This window comes from Pseudarthrobacter sp. MM222, from assembly GCF_947090775.1.
In the GTDB taxonomy this organism is placed as follows: domain Bacteria; phylum Actinomycetota; class Actinomycetes; order Actinomycetales; family Micrococcaceae; genus Arthrobacter.
In genome coordinates this window covers 2,613,069-2,637,057 of the sequence record NZ_OX352321.1, presented here as the reverse complement: position 1 = coordinate 2,637,057, position 23,989 = coordinate 2,613,069, and the positions used below count along the sequence as shown (strand labels likewise).

Here is a 23,989-nt window from a genome sequence, read left to right as displayed (position 1 = left end):
CCGGGCCAAGCCACTAGATTTGTAGGCATGGCGGAATTTATCTACACAATGACCAAGGCCCGTAAGGCTGTTGGCGAAAAACTTATCCTCGACGACGTCAGCATGTCCTTCTTCCCTGGGGCAAAAATTGGCGTCGTTGGCCCGAATGGTGCCGGTAAATCCACCATTCTCAAGATCATGGCAGGCCTGGACACTCCTTCAAACGGAGAAGCCCGGCTCAGCCCCGGCTACACGGTGGGCATCCTGCTGCAGGAGCCGCCGCTGAACGAAGACAAAACCGTCCTCGGCAACGTCCAGGAAGGCGTCGGCGAGATCTACTCGAAGATCCAGCGCTTCAACGAGATCTCCGAGGAGATGGCCAGCCCGGACGCTGACTATGACGTGCTCCTCGAGGAGATGGGCCAGCTGCAGGAAGCGATCGACGCCGCCGACGCCTGGGACCTCGACTCCCAGCTCGAGCAGGCCATGGACGCCCTCCGCTGCCCGCCGCCCGAGTCTGACGTTACGCTGCTCTCCGGCGGTGAGCGCCGCCGCGTTGCGCTCTGCAAGCTCCTGCTCCAGAAGCCGGACCTGCTGCTCCTCGACGAGCCCACCAACCACCTTGACGCCGAGAGCGTGCTGTGGCTTGAGCAGCACCTGTCCAGCTACGCCGGCGCGGTCCTGGCCGTAACCCACGACCGGTACTTCCTCGATCACGTGGCCGAGTGGATCGCCGAAGTGGACCGCGGACACCTGTACCCCTACGAGGGCAACTACTCCACGTACCTCGAGAAGAAGCGCGCCCGCCTGGAAGTCCAGGGCAAGAAGGACGCCAAGCAGGCAAAGCGCCTCACCGAAGAACTCGAATGGGTCCGCTCCAACGCCAAGGGCCGCCAGACCAAGTCCAAGGCCCGCCTGGCGCGCTACGAGGAAATGGCTGCCGAGGCAGACCGGACCCGGAAGCTCGACTTCGAAGAGATCCAGATCCCGCCGGGCCCGCGCCTGGGCGGCCTGGTGCTGGAAGCGAAGAACCTGCAAAAGGGCTTCGAGGACCGCACCCTGATCGACGGATTGTCCTTCACGCTGCCCCGCAACGGCATCGTCGGCGTCATCGGCCCCAACGGCGTCGGTAAGACCACCCTGTTCAAGACCATCGTCGGGCTGGAGCCCCTCGACGGCGGCGAGCTGAAAATCGGCGACTCCGTCAAGATCTCCTACGCCGACCAGAGCCGTGGCGGCATCGACCCGAACAAGACCCTGTGGGAGGTCGTTTCCGACGGCCTTGACTACATCCAGGTCGGGCACGTCGAGATGCCGTCCCGCGCCTACGTGGCCGCTTTCGGCTTCAAGGGCCCGGACCAGCAGAAGAAGGCCGGGGTGCTCTCCGGTGGTGAGCGCAACCGCCTGAACCTGGCCCTGACGCTCAAGCAGGGCGGCAACCTGCTGCTCCTCGATGAGCCCACTAACGACCTCGACGTTGAGACGCTCAGCAGCCTCGAAAACGCCCTGCTCGAATTCCCGGGCTGCGCCGTCGTTGTCTCGCACGACCGCTGGTTCCTGGACCGGGTCGCGACCCACATCCTCGCCTACGAAGGCGACGAGGAGAACCCCTCGAAGTGGTACTGGTTCGAGGGCAACTTCGAGTCCTACGAGGAGAACAAGGTCGAGCGGCTCGGCCCCGATGCGGCCAAGCCGCACCGCGTCACCCACCGGCGCCTCACCCGCGACTAAGCTCCGCAAGACCCAGCAAGCAAAAATGGCCGGCTCCCATCGGGGGAGCCGGCCGTTTGCGTCTCCGGCGCTTGTTAGCGCGCCGGAGAACGGGTGCTTTAGCCTCGGTCAGCCTTCCGCATCTGGTGTTGCAGCACCTTGGTCTGCACGGCGCCCTTGACCTTGTTCTTCAAATCGGTGGGGACCCGGATCATACCCTCCTGGGCCACGGTGGCCACGTGCCGGCCGTCGCGGCTGAAGATCTTGCCGGTGGCCAGGCCCCGGGCTCCCTGCGCGCTGGGGGATTCCTGGACGTACAGCAGCCACTCGTCCACCCGCACGGGACGGTGCCACCACATGGCGTGGTCCAGGCTGGCCACGGACATCCCCGGCGTGATCCAGCTCAGCCCGTGCTGGCGCAGGATGGACTCCAGGATTGTGTAGTCACTGGCGTAGGCCAGGGCGGCGCGGTGCAAACCCGGATCGTCCGGCATGGGACCGAAGGTCTTCATCCAGACCGCGTTGCGCGGTTCCTTCTGGCCCTTGGCCGAGACGTACAGCGCGGGATCGACGTGCCTGACGTCGAACGGGCGCTCATAGGCCCAGTGCCGGGCCACGGGGTGGTCGTACTTGCCGAGCAGGTCGGCGGTGCTGGGCAGGGACTCGGGGTCCGGGATACCCGCCGGCATTTCGGACTCGTGCTCGAGACCCTCGTCCTCCGTCTGGAACGAGGCGATCATCGACAGGATGGGCATGCCCTCCTGGTAGGCGTGGACACGGCGCGCCGAGAAGGAGCGGCCGTCCCGCAGCCGCTGCACACCGAAGGTGATCGGCTTGTTCGCGTCACCCGGTCGGAGGAAATAGCCGTGCATGGAATGCACGCTGCGGCCGTCGGGTACGGTGCGGCTTCCGGCGATCAGGGACTGCGCCAGGACCTGGCCGCCGAAGACGCGCTGCCGGGGCTGCTGCTGCGAGGGGCCCATGAAAATGTCTTCATCGGTCCGGGCGCCCTCGAGCTCGCCGAGGTTCAGGAGTTGGAGGAGCGAGGAGGTGGGGTCCTGGGTTGGCAGCCCCTGCAATTCGGCTTCGGCTTCAGTCATGGTTTGACTCTAGACGTCACCCCGGCACCGCTCAAAAGAGGCACAACCGGTAGAGTCCATATTGTGTCTGACGTCCTAACCCAGCCCCTGCAGTTCACCGATCCCCGAGACCTTGCGGACCTGCGCACCTTCGCCACCCGCGCCAAGTCCATCGACGACGGCGCCATCCGGTTCCAGGCCTCCGGCCCGGTGCTCGCCGCCTACGTTTGCGTGCTGCGGCCCCGGCTGCTGGGGGAAGCCACCCCGACCATCCTGGGGCTCCGGACCATGGCCCTGGCGCAGCCTGCCGAGACCGACGTGACCGTGCCGCTGTCGGCAGTGCTGGACCGGCTGGCGCGGGCGGGGGAGAACGACGTCGAACTGCCGCTGCCGCCGGTGCACGTCACCGAGTCGTGGGCGGGGGTCGGCGCACCCCGTGGCGGCTGGGAGCTTCTTGGCACCCTGCAGGATGCGGAGCTGCGGCAGTTCGCCGAGGCCGGCATCACCGAGGTGGCCGCCATCATGCCGGCTAAGCCCGGCGCGCTGATCGTCAACAATGCCCGCGCCGCGGTCTGGGGCAGGGAACTTCCCGGGGCCGGCGGACTGCCCGCCGGTGCCGCCTTCGCGGCGCTGACCCTGGGATTCCTGGCTGACGGGGAGCAGCAGCTTTACCGTGCCGGCCGCTGGTTCCGGGTCAGCGGCACCCGTGGCCACGTGCTGGCCCGGACCGGGTCCGGGGTCTAGTTCGGCGGCCGGATCAGGCTTCCGACGGGCTGTTCACCATGGAGAGGGCAGCGCGCTCCATATAGTCCCAGAGGGTTCCCTCATACAGCGGCGGGAGCTCCAAGGCGTCCACGGCGATGCGCATGTGATGCAGCCAGCGTTCCTTGGCCTCCGGTGTGACACGGAAGGGCTGGTGCCGCATCCGCAGGCGCGGATGCCCGCGTTCCTCGCCGTACGTCGTCGGACCGCCCCAATACTGCTCAAGGAACATCAGGAAGCGGCGCTTGGCCGGAATGAGGTCCTCTTCCGGGTACATCGGCCGCAACAGCGGATCCGTCGCGACGCCGTCGTAGAACACATCAATCAGCTTCACGAACGTCTCATGGCCGCCCACGGCGTCGTAGAAGTTATCCGTGTACCCGGGCTGGGTGAACGGGTCGTTCTGTATCAGCTGCCTGGGCTGCCGGGGTTCGCCGGCAATCGGGATCGTCATATTATTCTCCGGCTTTCTGCTGGGGAGCCGCCCCGGCCTCGGAAGCGTCCGCCGGTTCCTCGGCGGGAGGGACGTAGGTGCCTTGGGAGCGGTTGCCGACGCGCAGGATCTCGCCGTTGCGCAGGTACCAGATGGTTCCGTCCTCGGCGCGTACCCGGGTGATGCGCAGCCCCATGGCCTCGACCTCGCCGACGACTTCGGACGTTTCAATGATGTCACCGATGCCGTACTGGTCTTCGATGGTGATGAAAATGCCGGCCAGGAAGTCGCGGATCAGTTGCTGGGCACCGAAGCCGATCGCCACGCCGAGGATGCCGACGCTGGTCAGCAGCGGCGCGATGTCCACGTTCAGGTTCTTGAGCACGTACATGATGGTGATGACCGCTACCAGGACGCTGATGACGCTGTTGAGCAGCGAGCCGATGGTGTTCGCGCGCTGGACCCGGCGCTCGTGGTCCAGGGCGCGGAGCGCGGGTGCCACCCAGCGGAAGTGCGGCTTCTTGAAGAAGGTGGTTCCGGCGGCGACGCGTTTGGTGATCCCGGCGATCACGAACGTCGCCACCAGCCACACGGCGACGCCCACCCCGATGCTGATGAGGACTCCGGGCAGGTTGATGGCCGAGATATCCGGAGGGGTGATGGGGGTGGTCGTAGAGAGGCCGTACATTGTTTGGGGGTGCTCCTTGCTGCTGCGCTGATGCGCTCTGCTGCCGGGCGGTGTTCGCCGGGCGCATAACACTCTGTTCTCTTTCAACATTAGCGCCGTAGCGTAGCCGCATGCGCATTCTGGTCCTTGGCGGCACAGCCTTCCTGTCCGCGGAAATAGCCCGGCAGGCCCTCGAGGCCGGGCACGATGTCACCTGCCTTGCCCGGGGGACGGCTGGAGCGCCGCCGGCCGGGACGCGGTGGTTGCAGGTTGACCGCTCACTGGGGAAAGCAGCCTATGCGGAGGCAGTGGACAGCGCCGGGTGGGACGCCGTCGTCGAGGTCTCCCGGGACCCCGGGCAGGCGCGCGAGGCCCTTGAGGCCCTCGCCGGGTCCGCCCGGCACTGGACCTTCATCTCCAGTTGCTCCGTCTACGCGGACCACTCGGTTCCCGGCGCAGCGGAGGACGCCGAGGTGCTGCCCCCGCTGGCTGCCGGCGCGGGCCTGACAATGGACAACTACGGCGAAGCCAAGTCCGCCATCGAACACGTGACCCGGGAACTGGCCGGGCACAAGGCCCACATCTGCCGCGCCGGACTGATCGGCGGGCCCGGGGACAGTTCCGACCGCTATGGCTACTGGCCGGCCCGCTTCGCCCGGAACCAGGAACCGGTGCTGGTCCCGGACATCCCGTCGGACCCCACCCAGGTGATAGACGTCCGGGACCTCGCTGCCTGGGTCCTGGCCGCGGCCGGGCTGGGGGTCACCGGCGCGCTGAACGCCGTGGGCGAGATCGTGCCCTTTGCCGCCTACCTCGAAGAAGCCCGGGAACTCACCGACGGGGAAGCGGAAGTGGTGGCCGTCCCGGGCGAATGGCTGGCAGAGCACGGCGCCAATTGCTGGGCCGGACCGGACTCGCTGCCGCTCTGGTTGCCGCCCGGCCAGGATGGATTTATGGCACGGAGCAACGAGGCCGCCCGGGCGGCCGGGCTGCAACTACGCCCGTGGATGGATACCGTACGGGACACCCTGGCGGACGAACGCGGGCGCGGGCTTGGCCGGGAACGCAAAGCCGGGCTCAGCCCGGAGACCGAGCGCCGGCTTCTGCGCGAGTACCGGGCCGAGCCCGGCTGACAGCTCAGTCCCCGGGGTTCCGGACCTCAACGCTGGGCTCGTGCAGCACCGGGAAGTTGACGCTGCGGGCTATGAAGCAGAGCTTGTTCGCTTCGGCGTGCAGTTCCTCGAGCAGGCCGGCGTCGGGCAACTGCCCGGGCGCCGGAGCGGCGACCGTCACCCGGGGCTTGAGCGTGACGGACTCGAACTGGCCGCTTCCGTCCCGGTTGGTCCGCATCAGCCCGTCGGCGTGGTCCTCGTAGGCACTCACCACCACGCCGTGCTTCGCGGCCACATGCAGGAAGGACAACATGTGGCATTGCGAGAGCGCGGCCAGGAGCAACTGCTCCGGGTTGTAGCGGGTCCGGTCCCCATGGAAGCTCGGATCCGCGGAACCCCGGAGCACCGGGAGCCCCGGGATCTCGACGTCGTGGTCCCGGGAATAGCCACGGTACGACGCCGTCCCCTCGCCAAGGTTTCCGGTCCAGCGGACCGTCAGGGCGTAGCGGTGCTCGTCGAGGCTCATGCGTCGACGTCGGCCTGGCGGGCCCGCAGCGCACGCGCCACGCCGTCGCGGTTCTCCAGCATCATCCGCCGCAGCGCCGCGCTGTCCTCCGGCAGGGAGGCGAGGAACTCGTCGGTCCGGTCGACGGTGGCCTGGGTGGTCAGCTGCGCCGGGTAGAGCCCGACGACGATCTGCTGCGCCAGGGCGTGGGTGCGCTCCTTGACGATGCCGGGAACGGCCTCGAAATACTTCTCCGCGTAGGGCTCCAGCAGGGCAGTGTCCAGCACCCGGGTGAAGCCGTTCACGGCGGAGCCCTGCAGGGCGTTGGACAGCTCGCCCTTGACCACGATCGACTCCCAGGCGGCCGCCTTGGCCTCGGGGGTGGGGATGGCTGCCTTGGCCAGCGCCGCGGCGTTCTGCCCTGTGGCGGTGTTGTCGCGCGCCAGCTCGGCGTCGATCTGCTCCTGGCCGGCGCGGCCGCCAACCACGAGGGACGCGATCAACTCCCAGCGCAGGTCCTGGTCCACGGCGAGGCCGTCGAGGGCGCGGGAACCGTCCAGCACCCCGGCGACGTTGTCCAGCTGTGCTGCGCTGCGGGCGTGCAGGGCGTAGGACTTTACGAACTGCAGCTGCGCGTCGGAGCCCGCGGGGACGCTGGAGGCGAGCTCCCAGAGCCGGTCCGCGGCTGCGGAAGCGGTGGCCTCCTTGTGGGCCTCGGCCACGTAGAAGTTCAGCGTGGTGGCCAGCTGGCGGAGCTGGACCAGGATCACCGAGGAATCGGATTCCTCGGCGATGTTGGCGAGGATCAGGTTCACGTAGCCGCGGGCCGGGGTTTCGCCGTCCCGGGCCGCGTCCCAGGCCGAGCCCCAGACCAGGGTGCGGGGGAGGCTCTGGCTGAAGTCCTTCAGGTGCGCCGTGGCCGTCGCGAGCGACTTCGGGTCCAGCCGGACCTTGGCGTAGGCGAGGTCGTCATCGTTGAGCAGGATCAGGTCCGGCTGGGCGAGACCGGCCAGGGCCGGGACCTCCGTGCGTTCGCCGTCGACGTCGAGCTCCTCGCGGTGGACTCGCTCGAGTTTCCCGGCGGCGGTGAGGTTATAGAAGCCGACCGCGAGGCGGTGCGGGCGGATGGTGGGCTGGTCTTCGGTGGCGGACTGCAGGATCGCGAAGGAGGAAATCGTGGCGTCCTCACCCACGGACAGCTCCGGCTGGAGCGTGTTCACGCCGGCGGTCTCCAGCCAGAGCCGGCCCCACTCGTCGAGGTCACGGCCGCTGGCCTTCTCGAGTTCGGCCAGTAGGTCGCTCAGCTCGGTGTTCTGCCAGGCGTGCTTGCTGAAGTACTCCCGGACGCCGGCCATGAACTCTTCCGGGCCCACCCAGGCAACCAGCTGACGCAGCACCGACGCGCCCTTGGCATAGGTGATGCCGTCGAAATTCACCTCGACGTCCTGCAGGTCGTTGATCTCGGCAAAGATCGGGTGCGTCGTGGGCAGCTGGTCCTGGCGGTAGGCCCAGGACTTCTCCACCGAGGCGAAGGTGGTCCAGGCGGAGTCGAACGTCGTGTTCTCCACCGCGGCCAGGTGGGACATGTACTCGGCGAAGGACTCATTCAGCCAGAGGTCGTTCCACCAGCGCATCGTCACGAGGTCCCCGAACCACATGTGCGCCAGCTCGTGCAGCACCGTGATGGCGCGCCGCTCCACCTGCGCGTCGGGGACCTTGCTGCGGAAGATGTAGCCCTCGAGGATGGTGACGGCCCCGGCGTTTTCCATCGCGCCGGCGTTGAACTCGGGCACGAAGAGCTGGTCGTACTTCTCGAACGGGTAGGGGCAGCCGAACTGCGCCTCGAAGAATTCGAAGCCCTGGCGGGTGAGCTCGAAGATGTTGTCCGCGTCCAGGTACTGCATCAGGGATTTGCGGGCAAAAATGCCCAGCGGCGTGACCTTACCCTCGGCCGAGGTGACCTCGCTGCGGACGGACTGGTACGGCCCGGCGATCAGGGCGGTGACGTAGGAGGAGAGCGGCGGCGTGGGGGGAAACTCCCAGACGGAGCGTGCGCCGCCGTCCTCGCCGGGAATCGTCTCGACCGGCGGCGGCGTGGGGGAGTTGGACACCAGGTCCCAGTGCGAGGGTGCGGTGACGGTAAAGGTGAAGCTCGCCTTGAGGTCGGGCTGCTCGAAGACGGCAAACATGCGGCGGGAATCCGGGACCTCGAACTGGGTGTAGAGGTAGACCTCGTTGTCCACCGGATCCACGAAGCGGTGCAGCCCCTCGCCGGTGTTCATGTACGGGGCCTCCGCCACCACCAGCAGCTCGTTCGCGGCGGCCAGGTCCGGCAGCTGGATCCGGATGCCGTCCGAGACTTCGGCCGGATCCAGCTCTTGGCCGTTGAGGGTCACGCTGTGGACGGCAGAGGTCACGGCGTCGATGAAGGTCGAGGACCCCGGCTTGGCCGTGAACTTCACGGCGGTGGTGGAGCCGAAGACCTTGTCACCGCGGGTCAGGTCCAGGCTGACCTCGTAGGACTCGACGGCGATCAGTTCGGCGCGTTCGCGTGCTTCGGCGCGCGTCAGGTTCATACCGGGCAAAGTGGGGCCTCCAGAAGTATCGGCGTTGACGTGAAATTATTCTTTCACGCTAGCGGCCCATGGCAAGTTGCCCGGATCACATGTCTGCCCGTACATGCCTGTCCGGCCGCAGCCGGGGGTAGCGTGGGGGTATGGGAAAGCTTCGGGATTCTGTCGATGCCAGGGCCCTGCGGTTCGCATTGGGGTTCCCGGTAATGCTCGCCGCCGGGTTCGTGGTCTGTGCCTTCCTGATCCGGGCCGACCTGCCCGAGCCGCTCGCCATCCGCTGGGCTGAGGACGGCGCTACCGATTTCGCGCCCTTCGGCGCGGTGGTGGGAGTCGGCGCCACGCTGATCGTGCTGATCGGCTGGGCCGCGCTGGTGCAGGCCGCCCCGCTGTCCCGCCCGGCAGTGATGCGGCGGATCATGATGGGCGCGGGCCTGTCGATCAGCCTCTTCGTCACCACCGTTCTTGCCGCCGTCCTCGTCGGCCAGCTTGGCCTGGCGGACGCGAGGGAGTCCAGGGTCGACGTCGCCGTGCTGGCGATGGGCAGCGGCGCGGCAGTGGGCCTTGGTTTTGTGATGGGGTTCGTCTTTAAGGCAGACGAGCGCTGGTCCACTGACGATGACCGGGCCATGGAGGCGGCGCTGCAACGCGAGCTGGATCCCGACCTCGCACAGGATGCCGTGAGCCTGTGGGTGCACGCCCGCAGCTCCGTCTTCGTGATGCTCGGGATCGCCTCCGTGCTTCCGGCCGCTCTGCTCACCATCGCCGTGCCGTGGCTGGCGGCGGTCCTCGTGGTCCTGGGCCTGCTCGCCGCGGCCTTCCTGGTCGCCCGCGTGCGGGTGGACCGGAGCGGTCTGCGCGTCTTTGCCGCCGGCTTCCTGCGGGTCATGGACGTGCCCGCTGCGGCCATCGAAGCCGCCACCCCGAAGGATGTGAAGGCCGCCGACTATGGAGGCTGGGGCTACCGGAGCACCGGCGGCACCACGGCGCTGTTGGTCAGCAGCGGCCCGGCAGTCGTCGTCGACCGATCCGACGGGCGGAAACTGGCGGTCAGCGGCGGCAGCGCCGCTTCCGCGGACCACGTGGCCCAGGTGCTCTCCCGGGTGGCCGATCGGGCGCGCCACGGCGGCGGAACCCCAGCGCCGTGACCACGGAGCCTGAACCCAAGGTGCCGGACCCCAGAGCCGGAATATCAGAGCCGGAAAATCAGAGCCGTGACCGCATTATGAAGACGCTCCGGTGTCCCCGACGCAGCCTGCCTCCGGCGCCCGAGTAGGCTAGGGACCAGCCCCAGACCCGCCCGGCAGCTCCGGTGCCCCACTGTCCTGCCGCCAACTGAACGGATACGCCGTGACCCCAACTGATCTCCCGCGCGTGCACATCGCAACAGACCACGCCGGCATGGAACTCAGCGCCCACCTGGTCAGCCACCTCGGCGCCAGCGGCTACGACGTCGTGGACCATGGGCCGACGGCCTACGACGCGCAGGATGACTACCCGTCGTTCTGCATCAACGCGGCGCTCGCCGTCGTGGCGGACCAGGAGGCGGGCACCCATGCCCTCGGCATCGTGCTGGGCGGATCCGGCAACGGCGAGCAGATCGCCGCGAACAAGGTCAAAGGCGTGCGGGCAGCGCTGGCCTGGAACCTCTCCACCGCGAAACTCGCGCGCGAGCACAACGACGCGAACGTCGTCGCCGTCGGCGGCCGCCAGCATTCCGTCGAGGAGGCCACGGCCATTATCGAAGCGTTCCTGGCCGAGCCCTTCAGCAATGACGAGCGCCATGTCCGCCGGATCGGCAAGATCGCCGCTTACGAGCGCACCGGCGAGGTCATCGAGTAGTGCCGGAAGGCCATTCCGTCCACCGGCTGGCCCGCCAGTTCGGGGACGTCTTCTCCGGAGAGCGGCTCGTGGTGTCGAGCCCGCAGGGAAGGTTCGTGCAGGGCGCGGCGCTGCTGGACGGCTCCGTGCTGACCGCCGCCGTGGCCCACGGCAAGCACCTGTTCCTGGCGTTCGAGCACGGCCTGCTGCTCCACGTCCACCTTGGCCTCTACGGCGCGTGGAACTTCGGCGGCGATGCGACGTTCCGCGGCGCCTCCAGCATCGGTGCGCCCCGCAAGGTGGGGGAGCGGGAACTGTACGACGACGAGGCGGAAGCAACCGCCGGCCTCCGGACTGAGAGCTACACCGGTCCGCCCGACCCGGTGGGTGCCGTGCGCGTCCGGCTGGCCGGTTCCCATGGCTGGGCAGACCTCCGCGGAGCCACTACGTGCGAAGTGCTCACTGTGGCGGAGGGCGAAGCCGTGACGGCCCGGCTGGGCCCGGACCCGCTCCGGAACCGTTCCGGGGACAGGGACCTCTTCGTCGCCGGGGTTCAGGCCCGGAGGACGCCCCTGGCCGTGTTGCTGATGGACCAGAAGGTGATCGCCGGCGTCGGCAACGTCTACCGCGCCGAACTCCTCTTCCGGCAACGCCTCGACCCCTGGCTGGCGGGGAAGGCGCTGTCCGCCGACGCCGCCGGCCGGCTCTGGGACGACACCGTGACCATGATGTCCGACGGCGTCCGCGACGGCCGGATCATCACCACGCCACCTCGCTATTGGAGCAGTTATGCGGGCCGTGATGGGAACGGCGCGGGAGCTGCGGAACAGGCGCGCGACCTGCCGACGCCGGAGGAAGCCCACTTTGTCTACCGGAGGCAGGGCCTCGCTTGCCGGAACTGCGGAACCCCCGTGGCACTCACGGATCTCGCCGCCCGCAAACTCTACTGGTGCCCCGCCTGCCAGCAGGCCTGAAGACTCGTCGTCAGCACCTTGCCGGTGGCGGCAAAAAAGCCTTGACCTGCCCCCCGCTTTGATGGGAGCCTGAAAAAGTTGTAAGCCAGCTTACTAAAGGCGGCACTTATGAAGGCAATGACATACCGGGGACCGTACAAGGTCCGGGTAGAAGAAAAAGCCATTCCAAAGATTGAACATCCCAACGACGCCATTGTGCGGGTCTCGACAGGGGCGATCTGCGGCTCGGATCTCCACCTTTACCACGGGATGATGCCGGATACGCGGGTGGGCATGACCTTCGGACACGAATTCGTGGGAACCGTCCATGAAGTAGGCGGCTCCGTTGAGAACGTCAAGGTGGGGGACCGGGTCATGGTGCCCTTCAACATCTACTGCGGCTCCTGCTACTTCTGCGCGCGCGGCCTGTATTCCAACTGCCACAACGTAAACCCGAACGCGACGGCGGTGGGCGGCATCTACGGCTACTCCCACACCTGCGGGGGTTACGACGGCGGCCAGGCCGAGTTCGTCCGGGTTCCGTTCGCGGACGTGGGCCCCTCCCTGATCCCCGAGTGGATGGAGGAAGAGGACGCGGTGTTGCTCACCGACGCGCTGCCCACGGGCTACTTCGGTGCCCAGCTCGGCGATATCACCGAGGGCGATACCGTGGTGGTTTTCGGCGCCGGCCCGGTGGGACTGTTCGCCGCCAAGTCCTCCTGGCTAATGGGTGCCGGGCGGGTGATCGTGATCGACCATCTGGAGTACCGGCTGGAAAAGGCCAGAAGCTTCGCCCATGCCGAGACCTTCAACTTCACCGAATACGACGACATCGTGGTGCACCTGAAAAAGGCGACGGAGTATCTCGGTGCCGACGTCGTGATCGACGCGGTGGGGGCAGAGGCCGACGGCAACTTTTTGCAGCACGTCAGCGCCTCGAATCTCAAACTCCAGGGAGGGTCGCCGGTGGCGCTGAATTGGGCCATCGACTCGGTCCGGAAGTGCGGCACTGTCTCCGTAGTGGGCGCTTATGGGCCGCTGTTTAGCGCGGTGAAGTTCGGGGACGCCCTGAACAAGGGCCTTACGCTGCGGATGAACCAGTGCCCGGTGAAGCGACAGTGGCCCCGCCTGTTTGAGCATGTCCGCAACGGCTACCTGAAACCGAGTGACATTGTGACGCACCGGATCCCGCTGGAGCACATAGCCGAGGGCTATCACATCTTCTCAGCCAAGCTGGATAACTGCATCAAACCGCTCGTCGTTCCCAGCGCCGGCTGACAAGGAGGAATAATCATGCCCTACACCGCAGACAAGCCCAAGTTACGGGAATCGATCGAGGATCTCCGCGCCCGTATCCCCGGATGGGGCGTTGACTCCGACCCGAAGGACAGGCCCTCGGTCCCGAGGGAGCGCACCGATCTCGAGACCGGGGCGCGCTGGGAATTTCCGGAGCGGCAGGAAGAAAAGTGGCCGCGGGAACGCTCCATCGAACACAAATTCCTCACTCCCGTATTCGGCACCTCCACCCCGCCCAAGGGCCTCTCCGGGGCCATCCGAAAGTACGCCTACAAATACAGCGAAGGGCGTGCCGCGCACTGGCTGATTCTGATCCTGGGGGACAGGGTGGACGCCTGGGAAAGCCACCTCCGCTCCCTCGCGACCCTGCGCCCGGACAACCCGGTCACGGAAACCGGCGTGCTCAGCGAGTTCTCCCGGCATGGCGTAGGCTCCCGGTTCGGGAAGAAACGCGCCGACCTCAACCACCAGTGGATCGACCCGCTCGTCGTCGCCGCCCCGTGGCTGCTGGCCGGGGCCGGTGTGGCCGCCGTCGTCAAAGCCCTGGGCCGGCGCAAGGCCTGGACGGACACAAAAAAGCCCCTCGAAGAGGGGCTGTCGTTTTGTGCCTAGAGGGCCGTGCTGTGGAGGGGACGACGGGAATCGAACCCGCGTAATCAGTTTGGAAGACTGAGGCTTTACCATTAAGCTACGTCCCCGGGATCTTGCCTGTACTGCTGTTCCTGTTGTACCAGCGGCAAACTTCCGGGCGGCTGTTGAAGCCGGATACAACTAAACCTAATTCAGGGCCCCAGTGTCAAATGTGCAAATCCCCACAGGATGACCGTAGACTGTTCTGTGCACTTACGGGGTGTAGCTCAGCTTGGCTAGAGCACCTGCTTTGGGAGCAGGAAGTCGCAGGTTCAAATCCTGTCACCCCGACTCTGCTGGAACCGCCAGACCTTGGCGTTGCAGAACCCCACCCCCTAAAACCAGGAGTACTTAGACTGTGAAGAGCGCTGTCGAGAACCTCACCCCCACGCGGGTCAAGCTCAATGTTGAGGTCCCCTTTGAGGAATTGAAGCCCAGCATCGCAGAGGCATACAAGACTGTTGCTTCGCAGATCCAGGTCCCCGGGTTCCGCAAGGGCAAGGTCCCCTCCAAGCTCATTGACCAGCGCGTCGGCCGCGGCTACGTGCTGGAGACTGCCATCAACGAGGGCCTCAACGGCTGGTACCAGGCTGCCGTGCAGGAAACCGGCATCCGCCCGCTGAGCCGTCCCGAGGTTGAGATCACCGAGGTTCCGGACCCCTCCGCCACGGACGGTGAACTGAAGTTCCACGCCGAGGTTGATGTCCGCCCCGAGATCGAGCTGCCGGACTACGCCGGCATCAAGGTTGAGGTTGCCGCCGCGGAGTCCTCCGACGCCGACGTCGACACCGCCCTGGATGAACTCCGCGGCCGCTTCGGCACGCTGAAGTCCGTCGACCGCCCGGCGGCCGACAAGGACTTCCTCACCATCGACATCGCCGCGACCATCGACGGCGCCGAGGTTGACTCCGCATCCGGCCTGTCCTACCAGGTCGGCGCCGGCACCATGCTCGAAGGCCTCGACGAAGCCGTCACCGGCCTGAGCGCCGACGAAGACGCCATCTTCGACACCACCCTCGTCGGCGGCGACCACGCCGGTGAGTCCGCGCAGGTCAAGGTTGTCGTCAAGTCCGTCAAGGAGCGCGAACTGCCCGAGGCCGACGATGACTTCGCCCAGCTGGCTTCCGAGTTCGACACCCTCGCGGAGCTCCGCGAAGACCTGGCCAAGCAGGCCTCCGAATCCAAGGTTGTCGAGCAGGGCGTAGAAGCCCGCGACAAGGTCCTGGACAAGCTCGTTGAACTCATCGAGGTTCCGGTTCCGGATTCCGTGGTCGAAGAGCAGCTGGAGCAGCACTTCAACGCCGAGAACGCCCACGGTGAAGGCGAGCACGACACCGAGGAGCACCGCGCCGAGGTCAGGGCCAACACCGCACGCTCCTTCCAGAACGAGATCATCCTCGACGCCATCGCGGAAAAGGAAGAAGTCAACGTCAGCCAGAACGAGCTGATCGACTACATCGTCACCACGGCCAGCCAGTACGGCATGGATCCGAACCAGTTCGCCCAGATCATCGATCAGAGCGGCCAGGTCCCCATGATGGTTTCCGAGGTCCGCCGCCGCAAGGCGCTGGCGGTTGTCCTGGGCCAGGCCGAGGTCACCGACTCCGAGGGCAACAAGGTTGACCTCAGCGACTTCGTCCGTCCCGGCGGCGAAGAGGCTCCGGTCGAGGCTGCCGCCGAGACCGAGGCCGAGGAAGCTGCTTCCGAAGAGGCAGCAACCGAGACCATCAAGAACGACGACCCGGCAGCAGTGAAGTTCTAACACTTCCTGATCCCGAAGTCCCAGCCCGCACCCCCGGATCTTTGCTCCGGGGGTGCGGCTTTAAGCCGGTGATGAACCCTCCCGGGGAATCGTGCGCCGTCAGCGAACAGCCCGGCGCCTGCGAACAAAGCGGGCGTGAAAACGGTTAGTGTCGCTGTAGGAAAGTTCAGTGATGCCGTCAAGTGGCGTCACCGTCGCCAGCGAGAGGTAAGTACATATGTCACAGCAAGCAGGGGCACCCCGGATGGCTACTGTCGATCCGGCAGCCCAGGATAACTACATTTACAACCGCCTGCTGAAGGAGCGCATCATCTGGCTCGGCTCCGAGGTCCGTGACGAGAACGCCAACGCGATCTGCTCCCAGCTGCTGCTCCTCTCGGCGGAAAACCCCGAAAAGGACATCTACCTTTACATCAACTCACCCGGCGGCTCGGTCACCGCAGGCATGGCCATCTACGACACCATGCAGTTCATCCCGAACGACGTCGTCACCGTTGCCACCGGCCTCGCCGCCTCGATGGGGCAGTTCCTGCTCTCCTCGGGCACCAAGGGCAAGCGCTACGCCACCCCCAATGCCCGCATCCTGATGCACCAGCCGTCCGGCGGCATCGGCGGCACGGCCTCGGACATCAAGATCCAGGCCGAGCTGATCCTGCACATGAAGAAGGTCATGGCGGAACTGACCGCAGACCAGACCGGCCAGACGGTCGAGACCATCCTCAAGGACAACGACCGCGACAAGTGGTTCACCGCAAAGGACGCCCTCGACTACGGCTTCTTCGACAAGATCGCCGCGCACGCGGGATCCGTGGCCGGCGGCGGCGGAACCAACGCCAACGGCAACGGTGCTGCCGCTGGCAGCGATTCCGCCACCGAGAACTGATCGGCACGTAGACAGCAATGAATTCAGGAGCAATGAACATGAACTACAACTTCGGTTCGACTGCCGGTAACCTGCCGAGCAGCCGCTACGTGCTGCCGCAGTTCGAAGAGCGCACCCCCTACGGCTTCAAGCGCCAGGACCCGTACACCAAGCTGTTCGAGGACCGCATCATCTTCCTCGGCGTCCAGGTTGACGACGCTTCGGCCGACGACGTGATGGCCCAGTTGCTGGTGCTCGAGTCCACCGACCCGGACCGCGACATCACGCTGTACATCAACTCCCCGGGCGGCTCCTTCACCGCCATGACCGCGATCTACGACACCATGACGTACATCCGCCCGGAGATCCAGACCGTCTGCCTCGGCCAGGCCGCCAGCGCCGCCGCAGTGCTCCTGGCAGCCGGAACGCCGGGCAAGCGACTGGCCCTGCCGAACGCCCGCGTGCTGATCCACCAGCCTTCGTTGTCCGGCGGACAGGGCGGGCAGGCCTCCGACCTGGAGATCCAGGCTGCCGAGGTCATGCGGATGCGGTCCTGGCTCGAAGACACCCTGGCCAAGCACTCCGGCCGGACCCCGGAGCAGGTCAACAACGACATCGAGCGGGACAAGATCCTGACGGCCGCCGAGGCAATGCAGTACGGCCTGATCGACCAGGTGCTTGATTCCCGTAAAATCAAGCCCCAGGCAATCAGCAGGTAGCAGCCCGGCTGGCAACACCCGGTTACCGGCGCCGGTGCGGTTCATTCATAATGGCCGCACCGGCGCCGGCTTTCCACCCAACAGGCCCTAAAGTGACCTAGAGTGGAACATGTCACAGGCACCAGCAAGATACTAAAGGGGTTCACATATGGCTCGGATTGGCGAGAGCACGGATCTGCTGAAGTGTTCTTTCTGCGGGAAGAGCCAGAAGCAGGTCCGGAAGCTCATTGCCGGGCCCGGCGTCTACATCTGCGATGAGTGCATTGAACTCTGCAACGAGATCATTGAAGAAGAACTCGCAGAAGTCGCCGATCTTGGCAGCTTCGAGCTGCCCAAGCCCCGCGAAATCTTTGATTTCCTGCAGGAATACGTCATCGGCCAGGAACCCGCCAAGCGTTCGCTGGCGGTGGCCGTCTACAACCACTACAAGCGCATCCAGGCCGGGCACGCGCCGAAGAGCGGCAGCCTTGCCGAAGGCGGTCACCACGACGACGTCGAGATCGCCAAGTCGAACATCCTCCTGATAGGCCCCACGGGCTGCGGCAAGACCTATCTTGCCCAGACCCTGGCCCGCCGCCTCAACGTCCCTTTCGCCGTCGCCGACGCGACGGCCCTCACCGAGGCCGGCTACGTCGGCGAGGACGTCGAAAACATCCTCCTGAAGCTCATCCAGGCCGCCGACTATGACGTCAAGAAGGCCGAACAGGGCATCATCTACATCGACGAGATCGACAAGATCTCGCGGAAGAGCGAAAACCCCTCCATCACCCGCGATGTCTCGGGCGAGGGAGTGCAGCAGGCGCTGCTGAAGATCCTGGAGGGCACCGTCGCCTCCGTGCCGCCGCAGGGCGGACGCAAGCACCCGCACCAGGAATTCATTCAGATCGACACCACGAACGTGCTGTTCATCGTCGCCGGTGCCTTTGCCGGGCTCGAGGAGATCATCGGTTCACGTTCGGGGCGCAAGGGCATCGGCTTCGGCGCCCCGCTCAATGAGGCCAAGAACAACGCGGACTCCTACGGCGAGGTCATGCCCGAGGACCTGCTGAAGTTCGGCCTCATTCCGGAATTCATCGGTCGGCTTCCGGTGATCACCACGGTCTCCAACCTGGACCGGTCGGCACTGATCCAGATCCTGTCCACGCCCAAGAACGCCCTCGTGAAGCAGTACCAGAAGATGTTCCAGCTTGACGGCGTCGAACTGGTCTTCGATGACGAGGCGCTCAACACCATCGCAGACCAGGCCCTCGAGCGCGGCACCGGCGCACGTGGTCTCCGGGCCATCATCGAGGAAGTCCTGCTGCCGGTGATGTTCGACCTGCCCAGCCGGGACGACATCGCCACCGTCATCATTACCGAAGAGGTCGTCTCCCAGAAGGCCCAGCCGACGATGATTCCGCACGACGTCAAACGGCGTAAATCCGCCTGACCCGGAATAAAAACGCCGCACCGGTCGCTGTCACCTACGACGCGCCCGGTGCGCTTTTTCCCCGCAGACTTCCTCAAGGAGAACACCTGTGCCTGAAACCACGAGCAACAAAGCAGATTTCTGGTTTGATCCGATGTGCCCCTTCGCCTGGGTCACGTCCCGCTGGATCGGCGAGGTGGAGGACGTCCGCGACATCACCACCGAGTGGCACGTGATGAGCCTCGCCGTACTCAACGAGGGCCGCGATGAGCTCCCGGAGCAATACAAAGAGTTCATGGCCAAGGCCTGGGCGCCTGTCCGGGTCATTGTGGCCGCCGCCGAAAAGCACGGCGCCGAATACATCAAGCCGCTCTACGACGCCATGGGCACCAAGATCCACAACGAGGGCAACGCGGACATCGCCGAAGTGATCTCCAAGTCCCTCGCCGAGGCCGGCCTTCCGGCGGAACTCGCCGCCGCGGGCCAGAGCGATGAATTCGACCAGCAGCTCCGTGCCAGCCACGACGCCGGCATCTCCCTGGTCGGCCAGGACGTCGGCACGCCGGTCGTTGCCTTCAACGGCACCGCCTTCTTCGGCCCCGTCCTGACGCGCATTCCGCGCGGCGAGGAAGCCGGCCGGATCTGGGACGCAACCGTGACCCTGGCATCCTTCCCGTACTTCTTTGAGATCAAGCGCAGCCGCAACGAAAGCCCGGTTTTCAACTAGGCCAGCCGACACCTTCGGGTCGCCGGGCCGGCGCCCAGGGAGCCCCGGGAAAACTACTCCGATGTAGTTTTCCCGGGGCTCTTGTGCTGCGGAAACCGCCGGACAACAATAGAGATTACCCACTTCGAAAGAAGCGGGACGCAGGAACCAAAGATTCAGTGACAATCATCCGACGCAGCCTTCGGCAAAGTCAGATGATGGCTACTAGTGACGAAGTAGGAAGACCTGAAAATCTGAGGATCCCGCCAGATTGTCTAAGACGTCACGTGACAATCGAAAAGTCGAAGCCCCACCAACGGCAAAACGCTGATGGGGCTTCCCCTTTGCCCCAAAAGAGTCTGAGCAAGAGTTAGCCCCCGGGACAGCGCAGTCAGGGTGTACTGATGAGCAGCGAGCCGATTGCGGATTATGCACTGCTTTCCGACTGCTGCTCCGCGGCGCTCGTGAGTGCCGCAGGCTCCGTGGACTGGCTCTGCTTCCCGCGCTTCGACAGCCCCTCCGTGTTCGGCCGGATCCTCGGCCCCGAGGCGGGATTCTGGCTGGTCCGTCCCGCCGGCCGCCACTCCTCCACGCGTCGCTACCTCGGGCCCACGATGGTCCTCGAAACCACCCACACGGCCCCCGGCGGGCGCCTCACGGTCACCGACGCCCTGGTGCTCGGTGACGGCAAGAGGGGCCACGACCTCGGCGCGGATTCCCCGGGTACGCTGCTGCGTCAGGTTGTGTGTACGGAAGGATCCGTCGACGTCGAGGTCGTCCTCAGCGCGCGGCCGGACTACGGGCTGGCCCGGCCGCTGATGAGCCCGGCGGAGGGCGGGATCCTGTTCCGGGCGGGGGACTCCGCGCTGTTCTTCTCCACCCCGGTGCCCTTCGAACTCACCGGTGACAACGCGCTGGCACGGGTGAGCCTCCGCGCGGGAGACGGCCTTGGCTTCGCGCTCCACTTCCAGGCGCGCGGGAACGGGAAGCCGGTGTTCTGGAGCCAGGCGGACATCGCGCGGCGGCTGGAGGACACCGTGCAGGGCTGGACGAGCTGGTCCGAGATGCACCAGAACTACCAGGGCCCGTGGCAGGAACTGGTAGCTGCCAGCGGACGGATCCTCCAGGCGCTGAGCTACTACCCGACCGGGGCCATCGTGGCCGCACCGACGACGTCCCTGCCGGAAGTGGCGGGCGGTACACGCAACTGGGACTACCGCTACAGCTGGATCCGGGACGCGAGCATGACCCTGCAAGCGCTCTGGGTGGCGGCCTGCCCGGACGAGGCGGGGAAGTTCTTCCAGTTCCTGTCCACCGCGGCGGCGGCCCAGCTTGCCGGCGGCGAGGAGCTGCAGATCATGTTCGGCGTCGGCGGCGAACGCGAGCTGCCCGAACGCGAACTGACCCACCTGCCCGGCTGGCGCGGCAGTTCGCCGGTGCGCGTGGGCAACGGCGCCTGGAACCAGCGCCAGCTCGATGTCTACGGTGAACTGCTCGACGCCGCCGCCACGCTGCCGGAATATCTCGCGGAGCTGGAACCGGAGACCCGGGGGTTCCTCACCAATGCCGCCGACGCCGCGGCCGCCCGCTGGCGGGACGCCGACCACGGCATCTGGGAGGTCCGCGGCGAACGGCGGCACTACCTGCACTCGAAGCTTCTGTGCTGGGTTGCCGTCGACCGGGCCATCAGCCTGGCCGGGCTCCTGCAGGCAGAGGACAAGGTCCCGGCCTGGACAGAGACAAGGGACCGGATTGCGGCGTCCATCCGGTCCGAGGGATGGAATGACGCCGCCAAGGCCTACACCCAGTCCTACGGCTCCGCGGACCTGGACGCCTCGGCGCTGATGCTCTCCATTGTGGGCTTCCTCCCGCCCGACGACCCGGGAATCCTCGCCACGATCGAGGCCATCGAACAGCGGCTCACCGACTCCCGGGGCCTCGTTTACCGCTACCGGTCCGAGGACGGTATTCCGGGGGAGGAGGGCACCTTCCTGCTCTGCACGTTCTGGCTGGCCCATGCCCTGGCCCTCGCCGGGCGCACCGAACGCGCCCGGGCCGTCTTTGAACGGGCCGCCGCGTTCGCCACGGATCTCGGCCTGCTGGCCGAAGAAGTGGCCCCGGACAGCGGCGAGCTCCTGGGTAACTTTCCGCAGGCGTTCAGCCACATCGGACTCGTCAACGCCGCCTGGGCCATCAGCGAAGCCGAGGCCCGGAGCGGCCGGGAGTAAGGCCGTAAACGGCCGAGGGCTCCGGCCAGGTTTCCCTGGCCGGAGCCCTCGTCAGTTCCGGGACCCTGCCCCGCCGGAGCGGCGCAGGTGTTACGCCTGCGCGGGCGCCTCGGGGGCCGCCAGCACCACGTCGCTCACGGTCAACTCGCCCTCACCGGCCACCAGCTCCAGCTCCCGGGCGTTGGCCGCGGCCTTCAGGTCGGCGAGGCCGGCCTTCAGCTGGGTGATGAGGGATTCCGAGGCCGTGATGGTCGCGGACAGTACCTCGGTGCGCTGCTTGACCTTGGCCTCGGACTTGACCTTGCGGATGCCGCTCAGCGCGGTCCCCACCGTCGACAGCAGGGTGGTGTCGCCGTCGATCTCGACCGCGGACGGCCACGGCGCGCGGTGTACTGACCCGGCACGCCACCAGCTCCAGACCTCCTCGGTGGCGAAGGGCAGGAAGGGGGCAAACAGGCGCAGCAGCGTGTCGAGGCTGGTCGCGAGCGCTGCCAGCACGGATGCCTGCTGGGCTTCACCGGCCGCACCGTACGCGCGGTCCTTGATCAGTTCCACGTAGTCGTCCGTGAAGTGCCAGAAGAAACTCTCGGTGATCTGCAGGGCCCGGGCGTAGTCGTAGTTCTCGAACGCCTTGGTGGCCTGCCGGACAACGTCCGACAGCTGGGCCAGCACGGCCCGGTCCAGGGGGTTGCTGAGCACCGACAGCTCGCCGGAGACCACGGAGTCCTCCGTGGCCCCAAGGTTCAGCACGAACTTGGAGGCGTTGAGGAGCTTGATCGCCAGGCGGCGGCCAATCTTCATCTGCGCGATCTCGTAGGCGGTGTCCGCGCCGAGCTTCGCGGAGGCGGCCCAGTAACGCACAGCGTCGGAGCCGAATTCCTCCAGCACATCGGTCGGAACAATCACGTTGCCCTTGGACTTGGACATCTTCTTGCGGTCCGGGTCCAGGATCCAGCCGGAGATCGCGGCGTGCTTCCACGGCGCGACGTGCTGCAGGGCATCGGCGCGCACGGCGGAGGAAAACAGCCAGGTCCGGATGATGTCGTGCCCCTGCGGGCGGACATCGAAGGGGAAGACCTTGGCGAAGAGCGCCTCGTCGGTGCTCCAGCCGCCCACGATCTGCGGCGTCAGCGAGGACGTGGCCCACGTGTCGAGCACGTCGGCGTCGCCGGTGAAACCGCCCGGGAGGCCGCGCTGGGCCTCCTCGTAGCCGGGCGCCGCGTCCGCGGCGGGGTCCACGGGCAGCTGCGCGTCGGTCGGGACGATCGGCGCGGCGAAGTCCGGGTTGCCGTCGGCGTCCAGCGGGTACCAGACGGGCACGGGCACGCCGAAGAAACGCTGGCGGGAGACCAGCCAGTCGCCGTTCAGGCCGGAGATCCAGTTCTCGTAGCGTGAGCGCATGAACGCCGGGTGGAATTCGATCTCGGATCCGCGGGCGATGAGGCGCTCCCGGCGGTCCGTGTCGCGGCCGCCGTTGCGGATGTACCACTGGCGGGATGTGACCACTTCGAGGGGCTTGTCGCCCTTTTCGAAGAAGTTCACCGGGTGCATCATCTTCTTCGGCTCGCCGTCGAGGAGGTCGGCGGCGGCGAGGAGTTCCACCACGCCTTCCTTGGCGCTGAAGACCGTCTTGCCGGCGATCGCCTGGAAGCTGGCACGGCCTGCTTCGGTGGTGATCCACTCGGGGGTCTCGCCGATGATGCGTCCGTCGCGGCCGACGATGGCGCGGGTGGGCAGCTGCAGCTCGCGCCACCAGGTGACGTCAGTCAGGTCACCGAAGGTGCAGACCATGGCGATGCCGGAGCCCTTGTCCGCCTTGGCGAGGGGGTGGGCCCTGACCTCCACCTCGACGCCGAACAGGGGAGAGGTGACCTTCTTGCCGAACAGCGGCTGGTACCGTTCGTCGTCGGGATTCGCCACGAGGGCGGCGCAGGCGGCCAGCAGCTCCGGGCGGGTGGTCTCGATGTAGATCTTGTCGCCGTCTTCAGTGAAGAACGGGTAGCGGTAGTAGGCTCCGGCCACCTCGCGGTCCTCGAGCTCGGCCTGGGCCACCGCCGTGCGGAACGTGACGTCCCACAGGGTGGGCGCCTCGGCCATGTAGGCGTCGCCGGCGGCGAGGTTCGCCAGGAAGCCGCGCTGGGAGATGGCGCGGGACTTGTCATCGATGGTGCGGTACGTCAGGTCCCAGTCCACGGACAGGCCAAGGGTCTGGAAGAGGTTCTCGAAGACCTTCTCGTCCTCGACGGCCAGCTCCTCGCACAGCTCGATGAAGTTCCGGCGCGAGACGACGTCGAAGTCGCGCTGGTTCTTGGCGGGCTCCGCCGGCGGGCGGTAGCCGGCGTCGTAGGCCACCGTGGGGTCGCAACGCACGCCGTAGTAGTTCTGGACCCGGCGCTCGGTGGGCAGGCCGTTGTCGTCCCAGCCCATCGGGTAGAACACGTTCTTGCCGGTCATGCGCTGGTAGCGGGCCAGGACGTCGGTCTGGGTGTAGGAGAACATGTGCCCGACGTGCAGGGAGCCCGACGCCGTGGGTGGGGGAGTGTCGATCGAGTAGACCTGCTCCCGGGTGGTGTCCGGGTTGAACTTGTAGGTCCCTTCATCAAGCCAGCGCTTGGTCAGGGCGTCTTCCAGCCCCTCCAGGGCGGGCTTGTCCGGAACGTTGATGGGGGCAGTGGTGGGCGTGTCTGTACCCTGAGTGTCTTCAGCCATGGAGCAATTGTTTCACTAACTTCCACACCCTTCCGAACCGGCGGCGGATCAGGCGGGGAAGCGGTACCGGCAGAAACC

At 66.5% G+C, this 23,989-nt stretch carries 20 protein-coding genes and 2 tRNA genes; 15 read left to right on the top strand and 7 right to left on the bottom strand.

Features of this window, described 5'->3' with window-relative positions; translation table 11 throughout:
- The first annotated feature begins 27 nt into the window (after positions 1-27).
- Complete coding sequence (gene ettA / locus OM977_RS11995; RefSeq protein ID WP_264354183.1) at positions 28-1,710, top strand: energy-dependent translational throttle protein EttA; 1,683 nt, start codon at positions 28-30, stop codon at positions 1,708-1,710.
- 98 nt (positions 1,711-1,808) lie between these two features.
- Here ettA and OM977_RS11990 read toward each other — a convergent pair whose 3' ends face one another.
- On the bottom strand, positions 1,809-2,789 hold the full coding sequence (locus OM977_RS11990) for an acyl-CoA thioesterase (protein ID WP_264354182.1): 981 nt from the start codon (positions 2,787-2,789) through the stop codon (positions 1,809-1,811).
- 63 nt (positions 2,790-2,852) lie between these two features.
- Between OM977_RS11990 and OM977_RS11985 the strand changes: the two genes are divergently transcribed.
- Positions 2,853-3,512 (top strand): hypothetical protein, encoded by a 660-nt coding sequence (locus OM977_RS11985; protein ID WP_264354181.1) that lies wholly within the window; start codon positions 2,853-2,855, stop codon positions 3,510-3,512.
- Positions 3,513-3,525: 13 nt separating this feature from the next.
- Here the strand turns inward: OM977_RS11985 and OM977_RS11980 are convergent, their stop codons facing one another.
- Together OM977_RS11980 and OM977_RS11975 are read right to left on the bottom strand one after the other, a co-directional pair.
- A complete protein-coding gene (locus tag OM977_RS11980) occupies positions 3,526-3,984 on the bottom strand; it encodes a globin (RefSeq protein ID WP_264354180.1) in 459 nt (152 codons plus the stop codon).
- Position 3,985: 1 nt separating this feature from the next.
- Positions 3,986-4,651 carry a mechanosensitive ion channel family protein gene (locus tag OM977_RS11975; RefSeq protein WP_264354179.1) on the bottom strand — a complete coding sequence of 222 codons (666 nt, stop codon included), beginning with the start codon at positions 4,649-4,651 and terminating at the stop codon, positions 3,986-3,988.
- 110 nt (positions 4,652-4,761) lie between these two features.
- Here OM977_RS11975 and OM977_RS11970 point away from each other — a divergent pair, with 110 nt between their 5' ends.
- On the top strand, positions 4,762-5,763 hold the full coding sequence (locus tag OM977_RS11970; RefSeq protein ID WP_264354178.1) for an NAD-dependent epimerase/dehydratase family protein: 1,002 nt from the start codon (positions 4,762-4,764) through the stop codon (positions 5,761-5,763).
- 4 nt (positions 5,764-5,767) lie between these two features.
- Here OM977_RS11970 and OM977_RS11965 read toward each other — a convergent pair whose 3' ends face one another.
- Positions 5,768-6,268, bottom strand: coding sequence for an OsmC family protein (locus OM977_RS11965; RefSeq protein ID WP_264354177.1), 501 nt, complete (start codon positions 6,266-6,268; stop codon positions 5,768-5,770).
- A complete protein-coding gene (gene pepN, locus OM977_RS11960) occupies positions 6,265-8,823 on the bottom strand; it encodes an aminopeptidase N (protein WP_264354176.1) in 2,559 nt (852 codons plus the stop codon). The genes OM977_RS11965 and pepN overlap by 4 nt, the downstream gene beginning before the upstream one ends.
- Positions 8,824-8,963: 140 nt before the next feature.
- Here pepN and OM977_RS11955 point away from each other — a divergent pair, with 140 nt between their 5' ends.
- The 5 genes from OM977_RS11955 to OM977_RS11935 all read left to right on the top strand — a co-directional run bounded on the left by OM977_RS11955 (position 8,964) and on the right by OM977_RS11935 (position 13,499).
- The gene (locus OM977_RS11955) at positions 8,964-9,965 is read left to right on the top strand and encodes a hypothetical protein (protein WP_264354175.1); all 1,002 of its coding nucleotides are present in this window, start codon (positions 8,964-8,966) and stop codon (positions 9,963-9,965) included.
- Between the two features lie 253 nt (positions 9,966-10,218).
- Complete coding sequence (locus OM977_RS11950; RefSeq protein WP_264357400.1) at positions 10,219-10,659, top strand: ribose-5-phosphate isomerase; 441 nt, start codon at positions 10,219-10,221, stop codon at positions 10,657-10,659.
- Entirely contained in the window at positions 10,659-11,612 is a 954-nt protein-coding gene (locus tag OM977_RS11945) for an Fpg/Nei family DNA glycosylase (protein WP_264354174.1), read from the top strand. Before OM977_RS11950 ends, OM977_RS11945 begins: the two co-directional genes overlap by 1 nt.
- A gap of 108 nt (positions 11,613-11,720) precedes the next feature.
- A complete protein-coding gene (locus tag OM977_RS11940; RefSeq protein ID WP_264354173.1) occupies positions 11,721-12,869 on the top strand; it encodes a zinc-dependent alcohol dehydrogenase in 1,149 nt (382 codons plus the stop codon).
- Between the two features lie 15 nt (positions 12,870-12,884).
- Positions 12,885-13,499 (top strand): hypothetical protein, encoded by a 615-nt coding sequence (locus OM977_RS11935; protein WP_264354172.1) that lies wholly within the window; start codon positions 12,885-12,887, stop codon positions 13,497-13,499.
- 12 nt (positions 13,500-13,511) lie between these two features.
- Here the strand turns inward: OM977_RS11935 and OM977_RS11930 are convergent.
- Positions 13,512-13,585, bottom strand: a tRNA-Gly gene (locus OM977_RS11930).
- 148 nt (positions 13,586-13,733) lie between these two features.
- On the opposite strand from OM977_RS11930, the gene OM977_RS11925 reads away from it, so the two are divergent.
- The 7 genes from OM977_RS11925 to OM977_RS11895 all read left to right on the top strand — a co-directional run bounded on the left by OM977_RS11925 (position 13,734) and on the right by OM977_RS11895 (position 21,202).
- A tRNA-Pro gene (locus OM977_RS11925) sits at positions 13,734-13,808 on the top strand.
- A gap of 67 nt (positions 13,809-13,875) precedes the next feature.
- Positions 13,876-15,279, top strand: coding sequence for a trigger factor (tig, locus tag OM977_RS11920; protein WP_264354171.1), 1,404 nt, complete (start codon positions 13,876-13,878; stop codon positions 15,277-15,279).
- 244 nt (positions 15,280-15,523) lie between these two features.
- Positions 15,524-16,162, top strand: a complete 639-nt coding sequence (locus OM977_RS11915; RefSeq protein WP_264357399.1) for an ATP-dependent Clp protease proteolytic subunit — start codon at positions 15,524-15,526, stop codon at positions 16,160-16,162.
- A gap of 38 nt (positions 16,163-16,200) precedes the next feature.
- A complete protein-coding gene (locus OM977_RS11910; protein ID WP_264357398.1) occupies positions 16,201-16,860 on the top strand; it encodes an ATP-dependent Clp protease proteolytic subunit in 660 nt (219 codons plus the stop codon).
- Positions 16,861-17,008: 148 nt separating this feature from the next.
- Complete coding sequence (gene clpX, locus OM977_RS11905; protein ID WP_264354170.1) at positions 17,009-18,289, top strand: ATP-dependent Clp protease ATP-binding subunit ClpX; 1,281 nt, start codon at positions 17,009-17,011, stop codon at positions 18,287-18,289.
- Positions 18,290-18,377: 88 nt separating this feature from the next.
- A complete protein-coding gene (locus tag OM977_RS11900) occupies positions 18,378-18,995 on the top strand; it encodes a mycothiol-dependent nitroreductase Rv2466c family protein (protein ID WP_270102974.1) in 618 nt (205 codons plus the stop codon).
- Between the two features lie 383 nt (positions 18,996-19,378).
- Positions 19,379-21,202, top strand: coding sequence for a glycoside hydrolase family 15 protein (locus tag OM977_RS11895; protein WP_264354169.1), 1,824 nt, complete (start codon positions 19,379-19,381; stop codon positions 21,200-21,202).
- Between the two features lie 90 nt (positions 21,203-21,292).
- Here OM977_RS11895 and valS read toward each other — a convergent pair whose 3' ends face one another.
- Positions 21,293-23,911, bottom strand: a complete 2,619-nt coding sequence (gene valS, locus OM977_RS11890; protein WP_264354168.1) for a valine--tRNA ligase — start codon at positions 23,909-23,911, stop codon at positions 21,293-21,295.
- Positions 23,912-23,989 lie beyond the last annotated feature (78 nt).

Coding starts and splice junctions, on each gene's coding strand:
- ettA (WP_264354183.1), top strand. CDS start 28: ATGGCGGAATTTATCTACACAATGACCAAGGCCCGTAAGGCTGTTGGC.
- OM977_RS11990 (WP_264354182.1), bottom strand. CDS start 2,789: ATGACTGAAGCCGAAGCCGAATTGCAGGGGCTGCCAACCCAGGACCCC.
- OM977_RS11980 (WP_264354180.1), bottom strand. CDS start 3,984: ATGACGATCCCGATTGCCGGCGAACCCCGGCAGCCCAGGCAGCTGATA.
- OM977_RS11975 (WP_264354179.1), bottom strand. CDS start 4,651: ATGTACGGCCTCTCTACGACCACCCCCATCACCCCTCCGGATATCTCG.
- OM977_RS11970 (WP_264354178.1), top strand. CDS start 4,762: ATGCGCATTCTGGTCCTTGGCGGCACAGCCTTCCTGTCCGCGGAAATA.
- OM977_RS11965 (WP_264354177.1), bottom strand. CDS start 6,268: ATGAGCCTCGACGAGCACCGCTACGCCCTGACGGTCCGCTGGACCGGA.
- pepN (WP_264354176.1), bottom strand. CDS start 8,823: ATGAACCTGACGCGCGCCGAAGCACGCGAACGCGCCGAACTGATCGCC.
- OM977_RS11955 (WP_264354175.1), top strand. CDS start 8,964: ATGGGAAAGCTTCGGGATTCTGTCGATGCCAGGGCCCTGCGGTTCGCA.
- OM977_RS11950 (WP_264357400.1), top strand. CDS start 10,219: ATGGAACTCAGCGCCCACCTGGTCAGCCACCTCGGCGCCAGCGGCTAC.
- OM977_RS11940 (WP_264354173.1), top strand. CDS start 11,721: ATGAAGGCAATGACATACCGGGGACCGTACAAGGTCCGGGTAGAAGAA.
- OM977_RS11935 (WP_264354172.1), top strand. CDS start 12,885: ATGCCCTACACCGCAGACAAGCCCAAGTTACGGGAATCGATCGAGGAT.
- OM977_RS11915 (WP_264357399.1), top strand. CDS start 15,524: ATGGCTACTGTCGATCCGGCAGCCCAGGATAACTACATTTACAACCGC.
- OM977_RS11910 (WP_264357398.1), top strand. CDS start 16,201: ATGAACTACAACTTCGGTTCGACTGCCGGTAACCTGCCGAGCAGCCGC.
- clpX (WP_264354170.1), top strand. CDS start 17,009: ATGGCTCGGATTGGCGAGAGCACGGATCTGCTGAAGTGTTCTTTCTGC.
- OM977_RS11895 (WP_264354169.1), top strand. CDS start 19,379: ATGAGCAGCGAGCCGATTGCGGATTATGCACTGCTTTCCGACTGCTGC.
- valS (WP_264354168.1), bottom strand. CDS start 23,911: ATGGCTGAAGACACTCAGGGTACAGACACGCCCACCACTGCCCCCATC.